Below are 4,641 nucleotides of genomic sequence, written 5' to 3'. Positions count from 1 at the left end.
TACGACCAGTAGACCAGTTTAATTATAGGTATGGTCATCTAGCATAATAAACTACCTACTTCCTATTATCATTTACGTATAGAATATCGCTTTGTGGGAGAACAAGCACCCGGAGGAGAAGGATGGGCATGGCGCAATAGCGGTGTTATGCTACACGGTCAAGATCCACACACTATGGGTAAAAACCAAGATTTCCCTATATCTATCGAAGGCCAGTTTTTAGGAGGGGACACCAATCCAAACTCGGTACGTACCACTTCCAACCTATGCACGCCGGGCACACATGTAGTCATCAACAACGAGCTGTTTACCCCACACTGTAAAAACTCTACTTCCAAAACTTATCACGGCGATCAATGGGTGACAGCAGACTTTGTCGTATTAGGAGACTCGCTGATTCAACATATCCTCGAAGGAGAAGTCGTCATGGAATACACCAAACCGCAGATCGGAGGCGAAATGGTGGACGGATTTCTTGCCAATAGCAAAAAAGATGGACAGCCACTCACTTCCGGTTTTATTTACCTGCAAAGTGAAAGTCATCCCATAGACTTCCGAAAAGTAGAACTATATAACTTGGAGAAGTATAAGAAAAATCCTGCCAGACTCCAGCAGACCATAGCAAAGATATTACATAAAAAAGACATCGAAATAATCCGATGCTTTTTTATGTCTTACTGAAGAAGCAAGCTTTATAACAAAAGAAAGAGGACACACCGAGTGTATCCTCTCATATATCTTCCAGTCTAAAATTAACCTAATTTATTAACTAATTTAGCCAATTTAGATTTGTTATTATTCGCTTTTTTCTTGTGAATTGATTGTTTTTCTTAGCCAAACGATCAAGCATAGAAACAACACGCGGGAACAATGCTTTAGCTTCAGCAGCATCTGTCGTGTTACGTAATTTTTTGATTGCGTTACGAGTTGTTTTCGCTTGGTAACGGTTTCTTAAACGCTTCGCAGCGTTAGCTCTAATTCTTTTAATCGCTGATTTATGATTTGCCATTTCTATTAGCTATATAATATATTTTATAATATCTTTTTATACTAAATTCGGATTGCAAAAATAACGAGTATTATTCAATAATCAAAATCTATTTTCAAGTTTCTCGACGAATATCCCCTAACCTTTAAAAATACGTATAAATCCTTTGTCCATAACATTATATTAAAATAATGTACTTTTGCACTATGCAAAAATTATCGATGGATCAGCTCAACAGAGTTGATATTGAAACCTTCAAAAAACAGGAAAAAACTCCGATAGCCATTGTATTGGATAATGTGCGCAGTATGCATAATGTAGGATCAGCCTTCCGTACTGCCGACGGCTTTGCGGTAGAGCGAGTTATCCTCTGTGGTATCACCGCTACTCCCCCACACCGTGAAATCGAAAAAACAGCCCTTGGAGCTACTCAGTCCGTAGAATGGAATCATTATGTGGAAACCACCCAAGCCGTACAGGACCTTAAAGCACAAGGCTATAATGTTATCGCTATAGAACAGGCCGAAGGTTCGGTGTCTCTGGAAAATTTTGCCATAGAGCCGAATTCTAAATATGCTTTTGTTTTTGGAAACGAAGTTCACGGTGTCGACGATGAAGTGATGGAAATGGTAGATACCTGTATAGAAATCCCTCAGTTTGGCACCAAACATTCCCTCAACGTATCGGTAACCGTAGGTATAGTCGTATGGGATATCCTTAAGAAAATTAAGTTTTGATAAAAAAAAGTCTGAATAGAGTAAGCAATATTTTTAGAAGTCAATACAAAATGGTAGATTTGCTCTGCTAAAAATAAGAACAATGAGTGTATTAGTAAATAAAGATTCAAAAGTTATCGTTCAAGGTTTTACTGGAACAGAAGGTACTTATCATGCATCTCAAATGATTGAGTACGGAACACAAGTTGTGGGTGGTGTTACACCGGGAAAAGGTGGACAAACACACTTGGATCGTCCTGTATTCAACACTGTTCAGGATGCAGTAGATGCTACAGGTGCTAATGTTTCCATTATTTTCGTACCACCGGCATTCGCTGCGGATGCTATTATGGAAGCTGCAGCTGCAGGCATCGAATTGATCGTGTGTATAACTGAGGGTATCCCTACCAAAGATATGATTCAAGTAAAATCTTACTTGAGTGACAAAAAATCTCGCTTGATCGGTCCTAACTGTCCTGGTATCATCACAGCTGAAGAAGCTAAAATCGGTATCATGCCGGGCTTTATCTTCAAAAAAGGTAAAGTAGGCGTTGTATCTAAATCCGGAACATTGACTTACGAAGCAGTAGATCAAACAGTAAAAGCCGGCCTAGGTATCACAACAGCTATCGGTATCGGTGGTGACCCTATCATCGGTACTACCACTAAAGAAGCGGTAGAACTGTTGATGAACGATCCGGAAACTGAAGGTATCATCATGATCGGTGAGATTGGTGGAGGCATGGAAGCTGAAGCAGCACGCTGGATCAAAGAACACGGCACAAAACCTGTCGTAGGTTTCATCGCCGGCCAGACAGCGCCTCCAGGACGCCGTATGGGACACGCCGGAGCTATCGTAGGTGGTGCTGACGATACCGCTGCCGCTAAAATGAAAATCATGCGTGAATGTGGTATCCGTGTCGTAGAATCTCCTGCTGAAATCGGTAAAGCTATCGCCGAAGAATTGGTCAAAGAAAAACTAAGAACAGTAATTCTAATATAAGGAAAAAGGAGGCCTCTTGAGCCTCCTTTTTTTTATTTTTTCTTCTATCAAAAAATAATTTTAAACCAAAATATTCTATATTTAATCTCCATAAACCTCAATCAATTTATAACCCATGAAAAAAATCATATTAGTCTTTATTGTATTTTTCATTGTTCCTTTTGTTTATGCGCAAGAAGTAAATGAAGAATACATCAAAGCTCATTACGACAAGATCGAGCAGTATATCCCTATGCGCGATGGGGTAAAGCTTTTTACGTCTATCTACATTCCTAAAGACAAGTCACAGAAATACCCTATCCTGCTCAACCGTACCCCCTACACAGTAGCGCCATACGGCCCGGATAAGTACAAGAACACCTTAGGAAATTTTCCTCAGATGGCCAAAGAAAAATACATCTTCGTCTATCAGGATGTTCGCGGTAAATGGATGAGTGAAGGAGTTTATGAAAATATTAGACCCACAAGGAGCAAAGAAAATAAAGCTCTCATCGATGAAAGTACAGACACCTATGACACTATAGACTGGTTGGTGAAAAATGTAAGCAACAACAACGGTAAAGTGGGGATGTATGGCATCTCTTATCCCGGATTTTACTCTACGGCAGGCCTGATCAACTCTCATCCTGCTTTGAAAGCGGTGTCTCCACAAGCTCCCGTAACAGACTGGTTTATAGGTGATGACTTCCGTCATGGAGGTGCTTTGTTCTTATTTGACGCTTTCCGCTTTATGTATACCTTCGATGCTCCTCGTCCTAAACCTACTACCAATGCCAATGCTCCCAAAGGTTTTACCCTACAATCCGAAGATTACTACAAGTTCTTCCTTCAGTACCCTACCCTTTCCGAGCTAAAAAACAAATATCTCAGCCATACGGTCAAATTCTGGGATGATCTTGCCAAACATCAAACCTTAGACACCTTCTGGAGCCGCAGAACCATTACCAATTATTTGAACGATGTGAAGCCTGCAGTCATGGTTGTGGGAGGAACCTTCGACGCGGAAGATACATACGGTGCCTTCGAAACTTACAAGCAGATTGAAAAACGCAACAAAAAGAACAACAACATTCTGGTTATAGGACCGTGGTTTCACGGAGGTTGGGTACGCTCTCAAGGAGATTATTTTGGAGACATCCGCTTCGGTGAAAAGACAAGCCTTTACTACCAACAAAATCTTGAACTCGCCTTCTTTGATTACTACCTCAAAGGAAAAGGCAACTTCAATCCGGCAGAGGCTACCATCTTTTTTTCTGGGATGAATCAATGGAAAACTTTTGATCAATGGCCTCCAAAAGAAGCTACCCCTCAGACTTATTTCTTGCATCAGGATTATTCACTACGTAAGGACAAACCTTCTCAAGAAAGTGCTTTTACAGAATATATCTCCGACCCGAACAAGCCTGTTCCATTCCAAGAAGGTATTATCACCAACCGCACACGCGAATATATGATTGCAGATCAGCGCTTCGTAGCTAACCGCCCCGATGTTCTTGTTTTCGAAACAGAGGAGCTTCAGGAAGATCTGACTCTCGCAGGCCCTATTACCGCAGATCTTAAAGTATCCATGACTGGAACAGATGCAGACTTTATCGTTAAAGTCATCGATGTATATCCGGACACTTCTTCAGTGACATCTCCCGTGTCAGATAAGATAGTGATGAAAGGATACCAGATGCTCATCCGCGGAGAAGTACTCAGAGGCAGATTCAGAGAAGGCTTTGACAAAGAAAAACCTTTCGTGCCTAACGAGATAACTACCGTAAAACTTACCCTTCCCGATGTGCTCATACCATCAAGAAAGGACATAAACTGATGATCCAAATTCAGCACACATGGTTCCCATTGGTGGACCGAAACCCTAATCAAATGATAGATATCTTTAAAGCCAAAAAAGAAGATTATATACAAAAATACAGGCGGTGTGTATTTTT

Annotated in this window: 4 protein-coding genes and 1 pseudogene; 4 read left to right on the top strand and 1 reads right to left on the bottom strand. The window is 40.9% G+C overall.

What is annotated here, in order from left to right:
* Positions 1–93: 93 nt before the first annotated feature.
* Complete coding sequence (locus SD31_RS12525) at positions 94–681, top strand: DUF1080 domain-containing protein (protein WP_052259036.1); 588 nt, start codon at positions 94–96, stop codon at positions 679–681.
* Between the two features lie 71 nt (positions 682–752).
* On the opposite strand, the pseudogene rpsT reads toward SD31_RS12525, so the two are convergent.
* Positions 753–1,009 (bottom strand): annotated as a pseudogene (rpsT, locus tag SD31_RS12520) (30S ribosomal protein S20).
* A 185-nt stretch (positions 1,010–1,194) separates the two neighbouring features.
* Between rpsT and SD31_RS12515 the strand changes: the two are divergent.
* From SD31_RS12515 to SD31_RS12505, 3 genes are all read left to right on the top strand, one after another.
* Complete coding sequence (locus tag SD31_RS12515) at positions 1,195–1,725, top strand: RNA methyltransferase (protein ID WP_039054387.1); 531 nt, start codon at positions 1,195–1,197, stop codon at positions 1,723–1,725.
* 82 nt (positions 1,726–1,807) lie between these two features.
* Positions 1,808–2,707 (top strand): succinate--CoA ligase subunit alpha, encoded by a 900-nt coding sequence (gene sucD / locus SD31_RS12510; RefSeq protein ID WP_039054386.1) that lies wholly within the window; start codon positions 1,808–1,810, stop codon positions 2,705–2,707.
* Between the two features lie 115 nt (positions 2,708–2,822).
* Positions 2,823–4,523: a CocE/NonD family hydrolase gene (locus tag SD31_RS12505; RefSeq protein WP_231561579.1), complete on the top strand. Its 1,701-nt coding sequence runs from the start codon at positions 2,823–2,825 to the stop codon at positions 4,521–4,523.
* The last annotated feature ends 118 nt before the right edge of the window (positions 4,524–4,641 follow it).

This window comes from Sphingobacterium sp. T2, assembly GCF_000814685.1.
Classification (GTDB): Bacteria; Bacteroidota; Bacteroidia; order Sphingobacteriales; family Sphingobacteriaceae; genus Sphingobacterium; species Sphingobacterium thermophilum.
This window is presented reverse-complemented; position numbering and strand designations above follow the sequence as displayed.

Bases quoted from the DNA above. Each gene is read 5' to 3' on its own strand.
- SD31_RS12515 (WP_039054387.1), top strand. From the start codon at position 1,195: ATGCAAAAATTATCGATGGATCAGCTCAACAGAGTTGATATTGAAACC.
- sucD (WP_039054386.1), top strand. From the start codon at position 1,808: ATGAGTGTATTAGTAAATAAAGATTCAAAAGTTATCGTTCAAGGTTTT.
- SD31_RS12505 (WP_231561579.1), top strand. From the start codon at position 2,823: ATGAAAAAAATCATATTAGTCTTTATTGTATTTTTCATTGTTCCTTTT.